Origin of the sequence: Streptomyces sp. NBC_00286, assembly GCF_036173125.1 — a bacterium.
Taxonomy (GTDB): Bacteria; Actinomycetota; Actinomycetes; order Streptomycetales; family Streptomycetaceae; genus Streptomyces.
Genome location: NZ_CP108054.1, coordinates 2,310,015 through 2,327,041, shown reverse-complemented (window position 1 = coordinate 2,327,041; position 17,027 = coordinate 2,310,015). Strand labels below are relative to the sequence as shown.

Annotated in this window: 18 protein-coding genes; 7 read left to right on the top strand and 11 right to left on the bottom strand. The window is 69.8% G+C overall.

Going from position 1 to position 17,027, the window contains the following annotated elements; translation table 11 throughout:
* Positions 1 to 50 precede the first annotated feature (50 nt).
* The 4 genes from OHT21_RS10530 to zapE all read right to left on the bottom strand — a co-directional run bounded on the left by OHT21_RS10530 (position 51) and on the right by zapE (position 3,892).
* Positions 51 to 1,508 (bottom strand): SulP family inorganic anion transporter, encoded by a 1,458-nt coding sequence (locus tag OHT21_RS10530; RefSeq protein ID WP_328768001.1) that lies wholly within the window; start codon positions 1,506 to 1,508, stop codon positions 51 to 53.
* Between the two features lie 7 nt (positions 1,509 to 1,515).
* Positions 1,516 to 2,106: a carbonic anhydrase gene (locus OHT21_RS10525; RefSeq protein WP_328768000.1), complete on the bottom strand. Its 591-nt coding sequence runs from the start codon at positions 2,104 to 2,106 to the stop codon at positions 1,516 to 1,518.
* Between the two features lie 180 nt (positions 2,107 to 2,286).
* Entirely contained in the window at positions 2,287 to 2,652 is a 366-nt protein-coding gene (locus OHT21_RS10520; RefSeq protein WP_328767999.1) for a hypothetical protein, read from the bottom strand.
* 136 nt (positions 2,653 to 2,788) lie between these two features.
* Positions 2,789 to 3,892 (bottom strand): cell division protein ZapE, encoded by a 1,104-nt coding sequence (gene zapE / locus OHT21_RS10515; RefSeq protein WP_328767998.1) that lies wholly within the window; start codon positions 3,890 to 3,892, stop codon positions 2,789 to 2,791.
* 36 nt (positions 3,893 to 3,928) lie between these two features.
* Between zapE and OHT21_RS10510 the strand changes: the two genes are divergently transcribed.
* The 4 genes from OHT21_RS10510 to msrB all read left to right on the top strand — a co-directional run bounded on the left by OHT21_RS10510 (position 3,929) and on the right by msrB (position 7,736).
* Positions 3,929 to 4,714 (top strand): pyrimidine reductase family protein, encoded by a 786-nt coding sequence (locus OHT21_RS10510; RefSeq protein ID WP_328767997.1) that lies wholly within the window; start codon positions 3,929 to 3,931, stop codon positions 4,712 to 4,714.
* 223 nt (positions 4,715 to 4,937) lie between these two features.
* Complete coding sequence (locus OHT21_RS10505) at positions 4,938 to 5,411, top strand: indole-3-glycerol phosphate synthase (RefSeq protein ID WP_328767996.1); 474 nt, start codon at positions 4,938 to 4,940, stop codon at positions 5,409 to 5,411.
* Positions 5,412 to 5,926: 515 nt separating this feature from the next.
* Positions 5,927 to 7,315 (top strand): UDP-N-acetylmuramate--L-alanine ligase, encoded by a 1,389-nt coding sequence (gene murC / locus OHT21_RS10500; RefSeq protein ID WP_328767995.1) that lies wholly within the window; start codon positions 5,927 to 5,929, stop codon positions 7,313 to 7,315.
* A gap of 13 nt (positions 7,316 to 7,328) precedes the next feature.
* Positions 7,329 to 7,736, top strand: a complete 408-nt coding sequence (gene msrB, locus OHT21_RS10495) for a peptide-methionine (R)-S-oxide reductase MsrB (protein ID WP_328767994.1) — start codon at positions 7,329 to 7,331, stop codon at positions 7,734 to 7,736.
* 93 nt (positions 7,737 to 7,829) lie between these two features.
* On the opposite strand, the gene OHT21_RS10490 is transcribed toward msrB, so the two are convergent.
* Entirely contained in the window at positions 7,830 to 9,266 is a 1,437-nt protein-coding gene (locus tag OHT21_RS10490) for an ATP-binding protein (RefSeq protein ID WP_328767993.1), read from the bottom strand.
* A gap of 359 nt (positions 9,267 to 9,625) precedes the next feature.
* Between OHT21_RS10490 and OHT21_RS10485 the strand changes: the two genes are divergently transcribed.
* On the top strand, positions 9,626 to 9,829 hold the full coding sequence (locus OHT21_RS10485; RefSeq protein WP_328767992.1) for a cold-shock protein: 204 nt from the start codon (positions 9,626 to 9,628) through the stop codon (positions 9,827 to 9,829).
* Between the two features lie 134 nt (positions 9,830 to 9,963).
* Positions 9,964 to 11,061 (top strand): fatty acid desaturase family protein, encoded by a 1,098-nt coding sequence (locus tag OHT21_RS10480; RefSeq protein ID WP_328767991.1) that lies wholly within the window; start codon positions 9,964 to 9,966, stop codon positions 11,059 to 11,061.
* A 103-nt stretch (positions 11,062 to 11,164) separates the two neighbouring features.
* On the opposite strand, the gene OHT21_RS10475 is transcribed toward OHT21_RS10480, so the two are convergent.
* Complete coding sequence (locus OHT21_RS10475) at positions 11,165 to 12,673, bottom strand: MFS transporter (protein WP_328767990.1); 1,509 nt, start codon at positions 12,671 to 12,673, stop codon at positions 11,165 to 11,167.
* A gap of 250 nt (positions 12,674 to 12,923) precedes the next feature.
* On the opposite strand from OHT21_RS10475, the gene OHT21_RS10470 reads away from it, so the two are divergent.
* Entirely contained in the window at positions 12,924 to 13,589 is a 666-nt protein-coding gene (locus tag OHT21_RS10470) for a TetR/AcrR family transcriptional regulator (RefSeq protein ID WP_328767989.1), read from the top strand.
* Positions 13,590 to 13,642: 53 nt separating this feature from the next.
* On the opposite strand, the gene OHT21_RS10465 is transcribed toward OHT21_RS10470, so the two are convergent.
* From OHT21_RS10465 to OHT21_RS10445, 5 genes are all read right to left on the bottom strand, one after another.
* Positions 13,643 to 13,993, bottom strand: a complete 351-nt coding sequence (locus tag OHT21_RS10465; RefSeq protein ID WP_328767988.1) for a WD40/YVTN/BNR-like repeat-containing protein — start codon at positions 13,991 to 13,993, stop codon at positions 13,643 to 13,645.
* 211 nt (positions 13,994 to 14,204) lie between these two features.
* Positions 14,205 to 14,552 (bottom strand): hypothetical protein, encoded by a 348-nt coding sequence (locus tag OHT21_RS10460; protein ID WP_328767987.1) that lies wholly within the window; start codon positions 14,550 to 14,552, stop codon positions 14,205 to 14,207.
* Between the two features lie 147 nt (positions 14,553 to 14,699).
* The gene (locus tag OHT21_RS10455; protein ID WP_328767986.1) at positions 14,700 to 15,731 is read right to left on the bottom strand and encodes a lysylphosphatidylglycerol synthase transmembrane domain-containing protein; all 1,032 of its coding nucleotides are present in this window, start codon (positions 15,729 to 15,731) and stop codon (positions 14,700 to 14,702) included.
* Between the two features lie 319 nt (positions 15,732 to 16,050).
* Entirely contained in the window at positions 16,051 to 16,683 is a 633-nt protein-coding gene (locus OHT21_RS10450) for a GTP-binding protein (protein ID WP_443050337.1), read from the bottom strand.
* A complete protein-coding gene (locus tag OHT21_RS10445) occupies positions 16,670 to 17,026 on the bottom strand; it encodes a DUF742 domain-containing protein (RefSeq protein WP_328767985.1) in 357 nt (118 codons plus the stop codon). Before OHT21_RS10445 ends, OHT21_RS10450 begins: the two co-directional genes overlap by 14 nt.
* Between the last annotated feature and the right edge of the window lies 1 nt (position 17,027).

Sequence of the window (17,027 nt, the reverse complement as noted above, 5' to 3'; positions counted from 1 at the left end):
GAGACTCGGTCGAGCCTCGGACCAGGTTCTTGATCGCGCGTGAGGGCCGGTTACGGAGTGTTGACCTTCACCGGCTCCGTTCCCGTCGCGCTGTGCCGCTCGGCCCAGTTCTCCAGGGCGGTACGGCAGGCGTGGTCCAGGTGGTGCAGTCCGGACAGGTCCAGCTCCACCGGCCGGTCCTGGGGCAGCGCCTCCAGGTTGTCGAGGATCTTCGGCAGTCGCAGGAAGGTGGCGTTGCCGGACAGGTACGCCTGTACCGGACCCGCCCCCTTGTCGATGATCTCCAGCTTGATGTGCGAGGCCTCCCAGGCCGTCTTGGCGACGGCCAGGGCGAGTCCGATGAGGACGCCCTCGAACATGTTCACCGCGACGATCGACACAGCCGTGACGATCAGGATCAGCGCCTCGCCCCGGTGCTCACGCCACATCGACGCGATCCCCCGCAGCGGGATGAGCTTCCAGCCCGCGTGCACCAGGATGCCCGCGAGCGCCGACAGCGGAATGTAGGCGAGCACCGCGGGCAGCAGCGCCGCGAACAGCAGCAGCCATACGCCGTGCAGCACCCGGGACGCCTTGGTCTTCGCGCCCGCCGCGACGTTCGCCGAGCTGCGCACGATCACCGCGGTCATCGGCAACGCGCCCAGCACACCGCATACGGTGTTGCCCGCGCCCTGCGCCATCAGCTCCTTGTCGTACTCGGTGCGCGGTCCGTCGTGCAGCCGGTCCACGGCGGCCGCGCTGAACAGCGACTCCGCGGAGGCGATCAGTACGAAGGCCGCGATCGTGCCGAACAGGCCCACGCTCGCCAGCTCACCGAAGGCGCCGAGGCCGGGCGGCTGGATCGAGTCGAGCAGGCCCTGGACCTCGACGGTCGCGACGGGCAGCGAGAACACCAGCGCCGCGATCGTGGCCAGCGCGACCGCGCCGAGCGCCCCCGGCACCGTACGGACCTGTCGCGGCAGGTGCTTCCACAGCACGAGGACGGCGATCGTGCCGGCCCCGAGACCGAGCGAGGCCAGCGCCTCGGTGGACATGGCGGAGTCGGCGAGCAGCCCCGGCAGCCCGGCCAGCTTGGCCAGACCGGAGGCGGGGGCTTCCACGCCCGCCGCCGAGTAGAGCTGCCCGGCGATCAGAACGAGCCCGATGCCGGCCAGCATGCCCTCGACGACGGCCACCGAGATGGCCCGGAAGTAACGCCCCAACTTCAGGGCGCCCATGAGGAGTTGGATCAGTCCGGTGGCCAGCACGATGACACCGAGTACGGACAGCCCGAATTCGCGTACGGCCTCGAAGACCAGCACGGTCAGACCGGCGGCCGGGCCCGAGACCTGAAGGCTGCTGCCGGGCAGGAACCCGGTGACGAGCCCGCCCACGATGCCGGTGACCAGGCCGAGTTCGGCCGGCACTCCGGAGGCGACGGCGACGCCCACGCACAGCGGCAGGGCGACGAGGAAGACGACGAGCGAGGCAGTGAAGTCCTGCCGCAGATAGGGGTACTTGTTGAGCATCCTGGCCTCAGAGCTCCGTGAAGACGTCGGACTGGGCGTCATGAGCCAGTACGGAGCCGGTGTGGATCTCGTAGAACCAGCCGCTCAGGCGTAGCTGACCGGCTGCCAGGCGACGCTCCACGCACGGGTACGAGCGGAGCCTGAGCAGCTGCGTGAGTATGTGGCCCTGAACGGCGTCGGTAACGGTCGGGTCCTCAACTGCCCCTGTCGGCTTGGGCGTTGCGTGCGCGAGCCAGTCGCGGACGGCGGGTACGGCGGTCAGGTCCTCGTCGCGCACCAAGGCGCCTACGGCACCGCAGTGGGAGTGGCCGCAGACGACGATGTCGTCGACCCCGAGGACTTCCACCGCGTACTCGATGGTGGCAGCCTCGCTGGTGGGCTGCTCGGAGGCGTAGGGGGGCACGATGTTGCCCGCGGTGCGCAGTTCGAAGAGTTCACCGGGCCGGGCTCCGGTGATCAGGGCCGGGACGACCCGCGAGTCGGAGCAGGTGATGAACAGCACCTGCGGGGACTGGCCTTCGGCGAGGCGGGCGAACTCCTCCGGGCGTTCGGCGGACTGCTTGCGGAAGGAGCGTGCGTGATCGATGAGGGGCTGCATGTGTCAGTTCCTCCTGGCGCGCCATGAGGGGGCGCGTCGGTGTGTACCTGGCGTGCCGTGACGGCACGTCGGTTGACAAGTCAGAGCGCATACGGGCACGTCGGCGACCCCCACGTCGCGCGCTCGGCAGACGTGGCGTGGTGAGGGTGGGTCGTGAACGGTCCGTTTCCGGCGGTCAGATCAGCAGCGAAAGACCTGAAGTGCCGCCGGGGAGTGGGCTCTTGACCATCTGGGTGTACGGAGCGACGCGGCGGCCACGGCGTGTGCCGGGTCCCCGTGCTCGGCCTCGGGATTCCGGGCGCACAGGGCGCGCGCCGGATTCTCCTGGGCGGAGTCCGCGGAGCGCTGCCGGTCGCGGACCCTCAGGGGTGCTGTCTCGGCGTTGAGATGCTTGCCCTCGCCGCAGCCTGCCGGTTCGGCGCCGGCTGCGGATTCGGTCGTCGGGTGTGCGGACGCGACGGAGACAGTGGGAGCAAAGAGCTGCAGGGCCAGTAGGACGGCGGCGAGTACGCCATACAGCGTCCGGGCCGTCGTGCCTTGTAACATGCGCCCCCTCTCAGCCGCTCTCCGGTCAAGACTTCTCACGTCAACAACCAAGCTAACGCGGGAAGTTGTTTGCAGGGTTAACTTAGCGTTTCACCCTGAAGAGAACCTGAAAGGTACCCGTGAGAGTTCCCGGGGATCAGTTCTCCACGTTCTCCACGAGACCCTTGGCGTCGCGGGCCAGCGCGGTGAGCCGCGAAATGGCCCGGAAGTACTTCTTCCTGTAGCCGCCCTTCAGCATCTCCTCGCTGAACAACTGGTCGAAGGGCAACCCGGAGGCGAGGACCGGCACTTCACGGTCGTACAGCCGGTCGGCGAGGACCACGAGCCGCAGCGCGGTCGACTGGTCCGGGACCGGTCCCACGTCCGTGAGGCACACCGCCTTCAGGCCGTCGGTCAGTGCGCCGTAGCGGCTGGGGTGCACCCGGGCGAGGTGTGCCAGCAGATGCGGGAAGTCGTCGAGCGCGGCGCCTTCGGTGGCGTACGCCGCCTTGGTGACCAGCTCGTCGGAGAACGGCGGCGGGGCCTCGGGCAGCCCGCGGTGGCGGTAGTCCTCGCCGTCGATGCGCAGCGCGCGGAAGTGCGCCGACAGGCCCTGGATCTCGCGGAGGAAGTCGGCCGACGCGAAGCGGCCCTCGCCGAGCTTGCCGGGCAGCGTGTTCGAGGTGGCCGCGAGCGCCACGCCTGCCTCCACCAGCTTGCCCAGCAGCGTGGACACGAGGACGGTGTCGCCGGGGTCGTCGAGCTCGAACTCGTCGATGCACAGCAGACGGTGACCGGACAGCGTCTTCACGGTCTGCTGGAAACCGAGCGCGCCGACCAGGTTCGTCAGCTCCACGAACGTGCCGAAGGCCTTGAGCGCGGGCTCCGCCGGGGTCGCGTGCCACAGGGAGGCGAGCAGGTGGGTCTTGCCGACGCCGTAGCCGCCGTCGAGGTAGACACCGCGCGGGCCGGCCGGCCGGGCCTCCGGCTTCCGGGAGAACCAGCGGCGCCGGCCTGTATTGCCGGCGTGCGCTCCGCCGAGCCCGGTCGCGAAGCCGTCGAGCACCCTGACGGCCTCGCTCTGGCTGGGCTGGTTCGGGTCCGGGATGTACGTACTGAAGCGGACCGAGTCGAAGCGCGGCGGCGGCACCATCTCGGCGACCAGCCGGTCCGCGGGGACGTGCGGCTCGCGGGCGCACAGGGACAGCGGGGTCGCATCGGCACTCGGGCCGGTCCCGGAGGCTGCGGTGGAAGTGGACACGCTTACTCACTCTACGGGGCGTGCCACACTGCCGATATGCGACGCCTGTTCCCTGTGACCGATGAGACAGCGCCCTCGGGGGGCGACGCGGACCGCGAGTGGAGCCTGGCCGAGCTGGCCGCGGCCTACGCGTATCCCGAACACGGTCCTGGCGGCCGCGAGCCCTGGCTGCGGGCCAACATGGTCGCCACGCTCGACGGCGCCGCCCAGCACGACGGCCGCTCACAGCCCATCTCCGGCGCCACCGACATGCGGATCTTCGGCACGCTGCGAGGGCTCGCGGATGTGGTGGTGGTCGGTGCGGAGACCGTACGACAGGAGGGGTACCGGCCCGCACGCGCGCGCGAGGGCTTCGCCGCGCTCCGGGAGGCCGCCGGACAGGGGCCCGCGCCCGCGATCGCGGTGGTGAGCGCCAGCCTCGAGCTGGACTTCACGCTGCCGCTGTTCACCTCGCCGCTGGTGCCCACGCTGCTGCTCACAGGGGCCGCGGCGGCTCCCGACCGGATCGCGGCCGCCGAGAAGGCCGGTGCGCAGGTGGTGATCGCCGGGGACGGCATGGGGGTGGACCCCGCCCGTGCCGTACGCGCCCTGGGTGAGCGCGGTCTGCACCGGCTGCTGACCGAGGGCGGGCCGCGACTGCTCGGTCAGCTGGTGGCGGCGGGGGTACTCGACGAGCTGTGTCTGACCGTTTCGCCGATGCTGACGGCGGGGGACGCGCAGCGGATCGCGGGCGGGCCTCGGGTGGCGGTGCCGAAGCGGTTCGAGCTGACGTCTTTGCTGGAGGAGGCCGGATTTCTGTTCAGTCGCTACCGTCGGACGTGACGTGACGTGACGTGACGTGACGTGACGTGACGTGACGTGACGTGACTGGCCTGGACTTGGGACGTGACGGGGCGGAACTGATCGTTCCGATTGACCGTCGCGGGCACACTAGTTCCCGCGGTATCCGTGCGGGTACGGGGCAGGATGATTTTCGCGGGCCTGGAAACGGGTCCACGGAGGAGCAGGGCCGACGACGGCCCTCACTGGAGAAGGGGCGCCTGTCGTGTTCACAAGCGTTTTGATGATCGAGAAGGCCCTCACGTCCGCCGACGTGGAGTTCGTCACCGGCTTGCACGGGGACGAGGAGGTCGCCTTCCACGTGCTGCTCCAGCCACGTGGCGAGCAGGCGGCGCGGCTGCTGCGGGCCATCGACGACGTGGCGCTCGGCTCGCTGGACGAGGCGGCGCGCGAGCTTGAGGCTCCCGCCGGGGAGCAGGCGGTCAGTGAGGGGCAGCGGGCCCTCGACGTCTCGCTGGTTGCCCTGCGGGCTGCGGGGGCGCAGGCGGTGGGGCGGTTGATCGAGCACCACCCCTTGGACTCACTCAAGTCCCTTGTCGACGAGGCCGACGCCGATGAGGTGATCGTGCTCACGGATCCCCACTACGTGGAGGAGTTCTTCCACCGCGACTGGGCCTCGCGGGCTCGGCACAAGGTGGGGGTGCCGGTTTTGAAGCTTTTCTCGCACAGCAAGGTGTAGCGGTGCCGCGGGTTGCCTCCGGCGGTTGGGTTCGTTGTTGGGTGCGGGCCCGTCGTGGCTGGTCGCGCAGTTCCCCGCGGGTGCCTCCGGCGGTTGGCGGGTGCGGGTGCGGGTGCGGGTGCGGGTGCGGGTGCGTTGTGGTTGCTCGCGCCCCGCGGCGGAGCCGCGAATGTCACAGCCCCGCGCCCCTTGGGTCCGTGCGTGAGTCGGGGCCGCGGGCCGGTGCGTCAGCCCGTCGCAGGGCGGGCATACGGCCCTTAGCTGGTACAGGGTCCTGGTTCTCCGAGACCGAACCTGAGCGACGGGCATACGACGCACCGGCCCACGACCCCTCCCGCCGGAGGGCAAGTGCGGGCACATCGTGGCTGACGGCAAGACAGGACTGCGTGACGGGCACCTGACGCGGCGGCCCACGTCCCCTCCCGCCGGTGGGTAAGTGCAGGTACGGAATAGGCTGGGGCCGCGTCCGTACGGGGCGCGAACCGTTGTCGTACCGCACCCTGGGAGAAACTCGCATGGCAGCCGGCCTTCCTACCGCCATGGACCGACCGCACTTCATCGGGATCGGTGGGGCCGGGATGTCGGGGATCGCGAAGATTCTTGCTCAGCGTGGGGCCAAGGTGGCGGGGAGTGACGCCAAGGAGTCCGCGACCGCGGATGCGTTGCGGGCGCTGGGCGCGACCGTGCACATCGGGCACGCTGCCGAGCACCTCGCCGAGGACGCCACGTGCGTGGTCGTCTCGTCCGCGATCCGTGCGGACAACCCGGAGCTGGCCCGGGCCGCCGAGCTCGGGATCCCGGTGGTCCACCGGTCGGACGCCCTCGCCTCGCTGATGGAGGGACTGCGGCCCCTCGCGGTGGCGGGTACGCACGGCAAGACGACGACCACGTCCATGCTGGCGGTGTCGCTGTCGGAGCTGGGCCTTGCTCCCTCGTACGCGATCGGTGGGGACCTCGACGCCCCCGGCTCGAACGCGCTGCACGGCGACGGTGAGATCTTCGTCGCCGAGGCCGACGAAAGCGACCGCAGCTTCCACAAGTACGCGCCCGAGGTGGCCATCGTGCTGAACGTGGAGCTGGACCACCACGCCAACTACGCCTCCATGGACGAGATCTACGAGTCCTTCGAGACGTTCGCGGGCCGCATCGTGCCCGGCGGCACGCTGGTGATCTCGGCGGACCACGAGGGCGCGCGGGAGCTGACGTCGCGGGTTGCCGGTGGGCCCAGGGTCGTGACGTACGGCGAGGCCGAGGACGCGGACGTACGCATCGTCTCGATCGTGCCGCACGGCCTGAAGAGCGAGGTCACGGTCCTGCTGGACGGCGAGGAGCTGACCTTCACGGTCTCGGTGCCCGGCCGGCACTACGCGGGCAACGCGGTGGCCGCGCTGGTGGCAGGCGTGGCGCTCGGCGTCCCCGCGGCCGAGCTGGCGGAGGCGCTGGGTGCGTACACCGGAGTCAAGCGCCGCCTCCAGCTCAAGGGCGAGGCGGCCGGCGTGCAGGTCATCGACTCGTACGCGCACCACCCGACAGAGATGACCGCCGACCTGGAGGCGATGCGGGCGGGCGCCGCCGGCCGCATCCTCGTCGTCTTCCAGCCGCACCTCTTCTCCCGTACCCAGGAACTGGGCCGGGAGATGGGCCAGGCACTGTCCCTGGCCGACGCGTCGATCGTCCTCGACATCTATCCGGCGCGCGAGGACCCGATCCCCGGCGTGACGAGCGAGCTGATCGTCGAAGCGGCTCGGGCGGCGGGCGCGGAGGTGACGCCGGTGCATGACAAGGCGGACGCCCCGGCCGTGGTCGCGGGAATGGCCGGGCCGGGGGATCTCGTTCTCACCATGGGCGCGGGTGACGTGACCGACCTGGGCCCGCGGATCCTGGACCGCCTCCAGTCGAAGTGAGGGGCTGAGCTTCATGTCGTACGACATCGAAAAGCCGGACGAGCAGTGGCGAGCCGAGCTGACCCCGGCCGAGTACACGGTTCTGCGCCAGGCCGGCACGGAGCCCGCGTTCACCGGCGAGTACACCGACACCAAGACGAAGGGCGTCTACTCCTGCCGCGCCTGCGGCGCCGAACTGTTCACCTCCGACACGAAGTTCGAGTCCCACTGCGGCTGGCCTTCGTTCTACGACCCCAAGTCGGCGGACAACGTCGAGCTGATCGCGGACCGGTCACATGGGATGGTGCGGACGGAGGTGCGGTGCGCCCGGTGCGGCTCGCACCTGGGGCACGTCTTCGAAGGTGAGGGCTACCCGACGCCCACGGACCAGCGGTACTGCATCAACTCGATCTCGCTGCGGCTGACGGCTGACGAGGGCTGACGCGCGACCGGCCGTCGATGGGCTGGAGGATACCTCGCAAAAGGAGTCTTTTGCGGGGCATCGGTGCCTGGGAGGTGCTCTCCCCGCCTCGGCCTACGAGGCGCGTTGCCGGTACGTCGTGGAGCGCCCTTTCCCCCCGAGCTGCTCGACGAGACCCCGCTCGCGCAAGTCGCGGAGGATCTTCCTGATGTTGGGTGCTGTGAGGTCGAGTTGTTGTTGGAGCTCTGCGACGCTGCGGGGCGCTGCGGCAAGGGCGTCGTAGACCCGCAGCGCGTTGGTGTGGAGCTGAGGAGCTGCGGGAGTTTCCACGGTGCGGTGCAGGAGGACGGTGAAGCGGATTCCCGCGTCCATGTAGCGGGCCGGTGGCAGTCCGGCGTGGGCCAGCGCCTCGGTGACGGTGGGGATTCCGGTGGCGAGGGCTTCGATGACGCGGGCGCCGGATTCAGGAGTGCGGGCGTGCTGGCAGAGGGCGACGAGGCGGGCGTTGCGGGCGGAGGTGACGGCGTCGTGGCCGAGGCGGTCGACGGTGATTCCGTACAGGCCGCCGGGGTTGGACATCACAAGCCGGTCGCGGCGCAGGCGTACTTCGACGGCCATACCTGTGGACCAGTGGTCGAGATCGCGGTGGACGAGTGCGTTGGCGATCAGTTCGCGGAAGGCGATGTAGGGGTAGTCGGGCTGATCGCGGACGGTGCCGTCCGGGGCCGCGACGATGGTCGTGTCGAAGGAGCGTCGGGCCCAGTCCAGGGCGGCGTCGAGCATGCGGGGGATCGGTCCGGTGATGGTGGTTTGGTTGCGTGCCCGGCTGGAGGTGGGGTAGCCGTCTTCGGGTTCGGCAGAGGCTTGGATGACGAAGCGTGGGAAGAACTGCTGGGGGTGTACTCCGAGGGTGAGCAGCCCTGCCACGGTGGGGGCGCTGTCCGGGGAGACGGCTCCTGCGCGGCGGAGTAGTTCGCTGTCATCGGTGAATCGGCCGAGGCCATGGGGGTCGTGTTCCCGTACCGAGCTGAGGAACTCGGCGGTGAGCTCTTTGTCAAGGTCGTCGATGGTTGCGTCTGTGACTGGGCTTCGGTCGAAGCGGGGTGCGCTGCGTGCGGCCAGGAAGGCCTGTTCCTCGAGAGGGGAGAGCTGGAAATCACCGTCGTACCCGCGGAGGTACGAGGCGCCGGATGCGGTGATTCGGCATGGCTTGGCCGATGGATCGCATTCGTGCACCTGCGCAACGACCACGGGATGGCCGTCGGCCTCTGCATCGCTGATGGTGAGACGCACCGGAGGTGTGAAGGAGCGGGCTTTGAGCGCGAGCCCCTGCTTCAGGGCCTGCGGGTCGGTCAAGGGGGAGGGGCGGAACCCCGTCCGTTCGTCGAGGCCCAGGACGACCGTGCCGCCGCCAGGGAGGTTGGCCAGCGCGCTGAGCGTCGAGGCGAGCGACTGGGGCAGCCCACCGGCGGCGGACTTCACCTCGATGTCGTCGCAATCGCCCCCTGCGGCGCGTAGACGTGTGATCAGTGCATTCAGGTCGGTCGTCACACCGCAAATGTAACGACGCTGGAGTTACATTTGCGGCGGTCCTGATTACATTTCATTCGGATGGGTGAGGCGTACGCGCAGGTGGTTGACGTGCGGGCCTGTCGCCGGACGGATCCTGATGCGCGGCGGCAGGTTCGAGCCCGAGGACCGGTGGCCGGCGGGCCGGGAACGTTCCTGGCCCTCGGGGCGTTGTAGGCAGTGGTTGTAGTTGAAGTTTGCGAACGTGGAAGCGCCCGCGGAGTTCTGACAGCGGGCGCTTTGTCGTTTTCGGGGGTTTTCTTCGACGGCTGGCGACCAGCAGCCCGGGAGCGTGCGAGTGCGCGTTCCCGCACTATTCGCCATCTCGAAGGAGACATCACATGGCTCAAGGAACCGTGAAGTGGTTCAACCCGGACAAGGGATTCGGCTTCATCGCCCCCGATGAGGGCGGCGCCGACATCTTCGTCCACCACTCGGCGATCGACACGGATGGTTTCCGCTCCCTGGAGGAGAACCAGAGGGTGGAGTTCACCGCCAGCCAGGGCCCCAAGGGCATGCAGGCCGACCAGGTCCGCGCGCTCTGAGGGCAGTCGGCCGAACCCCGTTCCGAGGCAGGCCCGCGCCGCGGGCCTGCCTCGTGCTGCCTCCGTACGGTGCCGCAACCGGCGCCCCTCCCCACGCCGGGCAGGCAGCGCCCGTGCACCCCGAAAGGAAACCTGTGGCCACTGACATCAGCGCCCGGAGTACTGATCCGGCGGACTACGCCGCGACGACCGAGCCGCCGCCCGGCAGCCGGGGCAGCGACTACGCCGTGCTCTCCCGAGAGGTGAAGCAGCGCGGGCTGCTGAAGCGGCGACCCGGCTACTACTCCGTCAAGATCGGGGCGAACCTGCTTCTGCTGGCCGCCGGATGGACCGCGTTCGCCCTGATCGGAGAGTCGTGGTGGCAGCTGCTGACCGCCGCCTTCCTCGCGGTGATGTTCACCCAGACCGGGTTCATCGGGCACGACGCCGGCCATCACCAGATCTCCGGCTCCAAGCGCGTCAACAACCTGCTCGGCCGCGTGCACGCCGACTTGCTGATCGGCCTCAGCTACGGCTGGTGGATCTCCAAGCACAACCGGCACCACTCCCACCCCAACCACGTCGACCGCGACCCGGACATCGAGGACGGCGCGATCGCCTTCACCGAGGACCAGGCCCGTGTGCGCAGCGGAGCGTACGCCTGGCTGGCCCGCCACCAGGCCTGGCTGTTCTTCCCGATGCTGCTTCTGGAGGGACTCGCCCTGCACGTCGCCGGCGTGCGGGCGCTGCTCGAGCGCACCGGTGCCCGTACGACGCGAAGGACGAAGCTGGCCGAGGCCGGCCTGCTGACGGCGCATCTCGGCGGCTACCTCGGCGCCGTGTTCTGGGTACTGCCTCCCCTGCAGGCCGTGTGCTTCGTCGCCGTGCACCAAGGGCTGTTCGGGCTGTACATGGGGTGCTCGTTCGCCCCCAACCACAAGGGCATGCCGCTGTTCGCCAAGGACGACAAGATCGATTTTCTTCGCCGACAGGTACTGACCTCACGCAACATCCGCGGTCGACGGCTCACCGACTTCATGCTCGGCGGGCTGAACTACCAGATCGAACACCACCTGTTCCCCTCCATGCCGCGGCCCAGCCTGCGCCATGCCCAAGAACTGGTGCGCTCCTTCTGCGCCCGGCACGGCATCGCCTACCACGAGACCGGGCTCTTCGACTCCTACGCCCAGGTGCTGCGGCACCTTCACACGGTCGCCGGCCCGCTGCGCCTGCGCCCCGAGCTGGAGTACTGATCACCTGTCGGCCCCCAGACGGCCCGTACGACGTCGGCTGGAGGGCCGTCGAGCCGGCCGGCCGCGTCACCTTCGCAGGGTGGGTTCGCCGGTCGGCCGACCCTCACATGTGCACCACGGGCGCCGCGTCCGGGTCGGTGGACGGTACGCCGCGCCGGTAGAGGATCACGCTGATGACCAGGCCGGCGATGAAGAAGACGGCCGACCACCAGTACGCGGTGGAGTAGCCCTCCAGCCCGGCCTGGGCGAGGACGGCGGGGTCCTTGGGGTTCTTGCCGTCCAGGTAGTCGGTGACGGCGCCGGAGAAGAGGGTGTTGAGCAGGGCCGTGCCCAGCGAGCCGCCGACCTGCTGCATGGTGTTGACGGCGGCGGAGGCGACCCCGGAGTCCTCGGCGGCCACGCCCTCGACGGCCAGGCTCATGGCGGGGGCCATCACCATGCCGAGGCCGAGTCCCGCCACGATCAGCGGGGGCAGGATGCCGGTGGCGTACGAGCTGCTCATGTCGAGGCCGGTCAGCCAGATCATGCCGGCGGCCGCGGTGCCCATGCCGAGCGGCACGATCGTCTTGGGGCCGATACGGGGGATGAGCACGGTGGAGGCGAGGGTGGCGGCGAGCATGAGCGCGGCGGTCATCGGCAGGAAGGCCAGGCCGGTCTTTACGGGCGTGTAGCCCAGGCTCTGCTGCAGGTAGTAGGTGAGGAAGAGGAAGACCCCGAACATGCCGGCGCCGGTGATCAGGATGGCGATGAAGGAGGCGCCGCGGTTGCGGTCGAGCAGGACGCGCAGGGGCAGCAGGGGGTGGCTGGAGCGGGTCTGCCACCAGGTGAAGGCGGCGAGCAGTACGGCGCCGGCGAGCAGGTAGCCCCAGGTCTGCACGGAGCTCCAGTCGTGGCTTTCGGCGTTGGCGAAGCCGTACACGATGCAGAACAGTCCGCCGCCGACGAGGATCGCGCCGGGGATGTCGATGGTGGCGGTCTTGTCGCGGGTGGTGCGCTGCAGCAGGAGGGCGCCGCCGACGAAGGCGACCGCGGCGAAGACGAGGTTGACGTACATCGTCCAGCGCCAGTCGAGGTACTCCGTGAGCAGGCCGCCGAGCAAAAGCCCGATCGCGCCGCCGGCCCCGGCGATGGCGCCGTAGACACCGAAGGCCTTGGCGCGTTCCTTGGCGTCGGTGAAGGTCGTCGTCAGTAGGGACAGGGCCGCCGGAGCGAGTAGCGCGCCGAACACGCCCTGTCCGGCCCGCGCGGCGATGAGCACCTCGAAGCTGCCCGCGGCGCCGCCCAGGGCGGAGGCACCGGCGAAGCCGACAAGGCCGACCAGGAACGTCATCTTTCGGCCGAACAGGTCGGCTATACGTCCGCCGAGCAGGAGCAGGCTGCCGAAGGCGAGCGCGTAGGCGGTGACCACCCACTGCCGGTCGCCGTCGGAGAAGCCCAGGTCCTTCTGCGCGGAGGGCAGGGCGATGTTCACGATCGTCGCGTCCAGGACCACCATCAGCTGGGCGATGCCGATGACGGCGAGGATCCACCAGCGGTGACGGGGCGGTGTGTCGGCGGTGGGGAGCGGGGACACGGTGGCCGTACCGGCCGTGTCCTCGGAGGTCTTGGGCATGACGAAACTCCAGAAGAAGCGAGGTAAGAGGGGCGGGGCGGTGCCGGGTGACGGGACGGCTGCGTCGATGGAGCTCGTCATCTGGTCCGGCCGACGCGGGAGCCCGTGAGTCGACCGGGACTCCACATCGTCTGACGTATGTCAGATTAGGCCGTATCTGACGCCTGTCAAGTAAACTGGGCGAGGGTCCCTAGGATGGCCGGCGCAGTACGCGGCGCACGGGCACGTACAAGCAGCGATGGAGGAACCGGTGGGAGCAACAGCCGAATCCGCTCGACGGCCGGGCCGCCCCGGCGCGCACACACCCGCAGTGCCCGAGGAGCAGAGCATCCTGCGACGAGGGCTGGAGGCCTTCGCCGAGCTGGGCTACGACCATGCCTCCGCACGCGAACTGGCCCGCCGCCTGGGCGTCAGCCACAACTTCATCAACGACCGGTACGGATCCAAGGCCGCGTTCTGGCGCGCGGTGGTGGACGCCGCCCTCGGGGCACAGGTGGCGAAACTGCCCCAGCCGGACCCCGCGCTCGACGAAGCCGAGCAGCTGCGGCAGATGGTCACCGGCTTCTACCTGACGGCGGCGAACGATCCGCTGGTCGGGCGGCTCTTCGTCAACGAGTTCACTCTCGACACCGAGCGGCTGGACTACCTGTACGAGAACTACCTCGGCCCGATACTGCAGACGCTGGTGTCCGTCATCGACAAGCTCGTGGCCGCCGGACGTATGACGCCCGTCCCGATCGACGTGCTGTTCTTCGCCGTCATCCCTCCCGTCTCGGGAATGGTGGAGACGCCTCTGGCCCGGCGCATGGGCAGGCCCGACCCCGAATCACCGCAGCAACTCACGGCCACGGCAGAGGCGTTGGCGAATCTGGTGGTCAACGGACTGCTCGCGACCGGTTCGGGGACCGGCCGCTGAGCTGCCCTCGGGTGTCTCGCCGACGGTGACGAGACACCCGGCGCCTGTGTGGCTCAGGGCGTGGTCAGTTCGTAGAAGCCCCTGCCGAACGTCGCGGCCAGCAGGCGGCGGTGGTCCGGGTCGTACTCGATGTCGTCGACCGGTACCTGAGGCATGCCGCGGCCGAGGCGCAGCCAGCGGTTGCCGCCCGTGATGCTGGTGAACACGCCCTGGTCGGTTGCCGCGTAGAGGCTGCCGCCTCGCGCCACGACCAGGTCGTTGACGGGCGCCGCCGGGAGGTTGCCCGACAGGTTCCGCCAGTGTTTGCCGCCGTCGGTGCTGCCGTACACGTGAGGGAGTGGGGAGCCGGAGCGGTAGCCGGAGTGCGTGGTCCAGACGCGGTGGGGGTTCTTCGGGTCGACCACCGGTACAGCCCCGTCCCCTCGTACGTGATGCTGCCGCCGCCCGGATTCGGCTCACCCGTGCCCACGTACAGCGTGCCGTCCGGCGCGGTGGCGACCGCGCCCATGGCCTGGGTCCAGTTGTCGGGCCACACCGAGTGGAACGTCTCCCCGGCGTCGGTGCTGCGCCACAGCCCACCGCTCGCGGCAGCCGCGTACAGGGTGTCCGCGCGCTTCAGGTCGAGCGCGAGGGAGACGATCCGCACCCGCCGATGTTGGTGGGCCCAACGCCCTTCCAGCGCCCGCCGACGGTGGGCAGTTCGCGCGCCTGCGCGGCGGCCAGCTCGTGCGCGTGGCGCGGAATCGACTCTCCCGGCACGGTCTTCTGCATATAGCGGTACTCCGCCGGGGCGGACGGCCCACGCACGGGCCGGTAGACATCGCCCGGCGGGGGAGGCGCCGCGGCTCCCGACGCGCCTGACACCGGTGCCGTGGCCGTCGGCGGTGCCGCGGCGGCCGGTGCGACGAGCAATGCGGCACTGGTGGCCGCGGCGAGAACCAGCGAAAGCAGACCTCTGCCCATAAGACCCTTCCCAACGTCATGCCCACAACAAACAGCAACGACGTTACGAGAGAAGGGAGTTGAGCAGAAGGGCGCGAGTGAGCCCCTGTGACGCCCCGGTCGGCCTCCCGAGCCCCGGGGCGTACCGCGCGTCGGCTTATAGCAGGCTTACAGCACCTTGCGCTGCACCAGCCACGAGAGCACCAGCATCCCCGGCAGCAGCGGCACCCAGATCGTCAGAACCCGGTAGCCGATGATCGTCGCCGTGGCCAGGCTCATGGGGGCGCCGAAGAGGACCATGGTGAAGATCAGGGCCGCGTCGATGGGGCCGATGCCGCCCGGTGCGGGTACAGCCCCGGCCGCCGTGCTGGCGACGAGGAGCGCGAACGTCACCTGCGCCCAGCTCAGCGGCAGGCCCAGCGCGAAGCCGACCGAGGCGATCACACTGGCCTGGAGCAGCGGGGTGGCGGCGGCTCCGCCCCAGAGCGCGAGGACGCGGCTGGGCCGGGTGTGCAGGATCCGTGCGTCGGTCAGGGCGGTGCGTACGAAGTTGAGAATCGGGCGACGCAGCGGGTGTACGAACTTCAGGAGCAGCGCGGCCACGGCCAGAGCGAGGCCCGCGCTCCCGGCGATCAGGTGCAACGTCCGCTCGTCCGGCACGAGTTCAGCGAGCCCCAGCACCCCCGGGAAAGCCAGGAGGAAGACGAGTAGTACCACCGTCTTCGCCAGCGGTTTGACCAGCGAGTACAGCGCGAGCGAGGCGGTGCCCCTGGTGAGGGAAATGCCCTGCCGCTGGAGGAAGCGAAGGGTGACGGCATGGGCGCCGATGCTCGCCGGGAGTACGTGGTTCGCGGTGCCGGCGGCGACCTGGGAGGCGAGCAGCAGCCCCGGTGGGAGCCGTTCGGGCACGGCGCCCTGCCGGACGCAGGCGGCCGCCACCCAGCCCATGCACATGAAGAAGAACGCGGACAGCAGCCACAAGGGGTCGGCGGAGGCCAGCTGGACGGCGCCGTCGGACACGGTTCGCCAGTCGAACGCCGCCCAGACCGCGACCAGCAGCAGGGGGAGCAGGCTCAGCGCCCGTAGGGAGTGGCGGCTGTAGGAGGGGGAGTGGGTGGGGGAGTGGGTGGGGGCGGGGTCGGGGCCGGGGGTGGTGGCGGGGAGCGGCCCGGGGAGTTTGTCGAGCGGGAGCAAGGACACAGGGCACGTCGTCCTTTCGCGTCACGACCGTGGGGGCGGCCGTGGCGGATTCAAGGCAAGGCAAAACGGGGACAGCGGGAACCGTTCCCTCCCGGTGTGACGGCACGGTGTCCTGGAGCCGAAGGGGCGCCAGCGGGCGGGCGACGGTGCCGGAGATGATGCCCTGTTTCCGTGGCAAGAATGGCTCTCTGTGTCCTTTGTCTCTTTACGCCCCGTCTGGTCTTGTCTTCTTACGACTCTTCTTACGGCGCCGGGGCTCTTGTTTACTCACGACGCCGAGGCTCTAGTTTCCTTACGACAGTTTCCTTACGCCGTTTCCTTACGACGCCGAGGTCTTCGCCGAAGCCGCTATCAACTGGTCCAGCAGAGCGATCAGTACATCCCGGGATGACTCGCGCTCGCGGGCGTCGCAGAGCAGCACCTGGGTGCCCTCCGGCAGCGCCAGGGAGTCCCGGATCTCCTCGGGCGTGTACGGATGCTTCCCGTAGAAGCCGTTGACGCCGACGACGAAGGGGATGCCCCGCCGCTCGAAGAAGTCGATCGCGGCGAAGCTGGACTCGGGTCTGCGGACGTCGAGGAGGACCACGGCCCCCAGTGCGCCGATGGCGAGGTCGTTCCACATGAACCAGAACCGCTGCTGTCCGGGCGTACCGAAGAGATACAGCACCAGATCCCGGCCCATGGTGATCCGGCCGAAGTCCAGCGCCACGGTGGTGGCCGTCTTCCCGGCGAGGCCCTGAAGGTCGTCGACGCCCAGACTGGCCGAGGTCAGTCGCTCCTCGGTGCGCAGCGGGACGATCTCGCTGACCGAGCCGACCATGGTGGTCTTCCCGACCCCGAAGCCGCCGGCGATCAGGATCTTGACCGTGTCCGGTGCCGAGGCCCCCTGGACCGCGGCCCGCGAAGTCCGAGGTGCTGGAGTCCCGTTGACGGGTGCGTCAGAGCCGGCCAAGGCCGTCCCTCACTTTCTGCAGCAGGTCCCGGTCCAGGGTCCCGGAGGCGGGACAGGGCGGATGGACGGTGATCCGGCCCGCCGCCAGCAGATCGCAGAGCATGATGGAGACCACGCTCACCGGCAGGTCGAGATGCGCCGCAAGCTCGGCGACGGCGATCGGCTCGGCGCACAGCCGCAGGATCCGGGTGTGCTCCGGCTGCGTCCGGGCGGCCCAGGCGGGCGGCGGGTCCACCGCGGACACCGTCGTGATGAGGGAGAAGTCAGTGCGGTCGGGGCTGGTCCGGCCGCCGGTCAGCGCGAACGGCCGTACGAGACGGCCGGCCGCCTCGCCTCCGCTCACC

What these genes read in the sequence shown, in the direction of transcription:
- OHT21_RS10485 (WP_328767992.1), top strand. Translation starts at nt 9,626, where the DNA reads ATGGCTCAAGGAACCGTGAAGTGGTTCAACCCGGACAAGGGATTCGGC.
- OHT21_RS10525 (WP_328768000.1), bottom strand. Translation starts at nt 2,106, where the DNA reads ATGCAGCCCCTCATCGATCACGCACGCTCCTTCCGCAAGCAGTCCGCC.
- OHT21_RS10520 (WP_328767999.1), bottom strand. Translation starts at nt 2,652, where the DNA reads ATGTTACAAGGCACGACGGCCCGGACGCTGTATGGCGTACTCGCCGCC.
- msrB (WP_328767994.1), top strand. Translation starts at nt 7,329, where the DNA reads ATGTCGTACGACATCGAAAAGCCGGACGAGCAGTGGCGAGCCGAGCTG.
- OHT21_RS10530 (WP_328768001.1), bottom strand. Translation starts at nt 1,508, where the DNA reads ATGCTCAACAAGTACCCCTATCTGCGGCAGGACTTCACTGCCTCGCTC.
- murC (WP_328767995.1), top strand. Translation starts at nt 5,927, where the DNA reads ATGGCAGCCGGCCTTCCTACCGCCATGGACCGACCGCACTTCATCGGG.
- OHT21_RS10510 (WP_328767997.1), top strand. Translation starts at nt 3,929, where the DNA reads ATGCGACGCCTGTTCCCTGTGACCGATGAGACAGCGCCCTCGGGGGGC.
- OHT21_RS10475 (WP_328767990.1), bottom strand. Translation starts at nt 12,673, where the DNA reads ATGCCCAAGACCTCCGAGGACACGGCCGGTACGGCCACCGTGTCCCCG.
- OHT21_RS10460 (WP_328767987.1), bottom strand. Translation starts at nt 14,552, where the DNA reads ATGGGCAGAGGTCTGCTTTCGCTGGTTCTCGCCGCGGCCACCAGTGCC.